Origin of the sequence: Achromobacter sp. GbtcB20 (assembly GCF_019091095.1) — a bacterium.
Classification (GTDB): domain Bacteria; phylum Pseudomonadota; class Gammaproteobacteria; order Burkholderiales; family Burkholderiaceae_B; genus Achromobacter; species Achromobacter mucicolens.
On record NZ_JAGXJZ010000450.1, the window covers coordinates 1 to 294 of the forward strand.

A 294-nucleotide genomic window follows, 5' to 3' on the forward strand; every position below is an offset into this window, starting at 1 on the left:
CCCCGGGCTGGCGGGCAATATTAGTGGTAGATGAAGATGGCGCCCAGTTTCCCAAGGTGTTCCAGCGCCTCGCCGCATCCGCGCCCGACGCAGGTCAGGGGTTCGTCGGCCACCACGACCGGCAGACCGGTTTCTTCTTGCAGCAGGCGGACCAGGACGCGCAGCAGCGCGCCGCCACCGGTCAGGGCGAAGCCCTTGTCGGTGATGTCGGCGCCCAGCTCGGGCGGCGTCTGTTCAAGGGCGGTCTTGACGGCGGACACGATCTGGTTGAGCGGATCGGGCAGCGATTCCAGG

At 67.7% G+C, this 294-nt stretch carries 1 protein-coding gene; it reads right to left on the reverse strand.

Translation table 11 applies throughout. From position 1 onward, the window contains the following. Positions 1-20 precede the first annotated feature (20 nt). The coding region (locus KVT32_RS29720; RefSeq protein WP_217619388.1) for a rod shape-determining protein at positions 21-294 on the reverse strand (274 nt) is incomplete at its 5' end.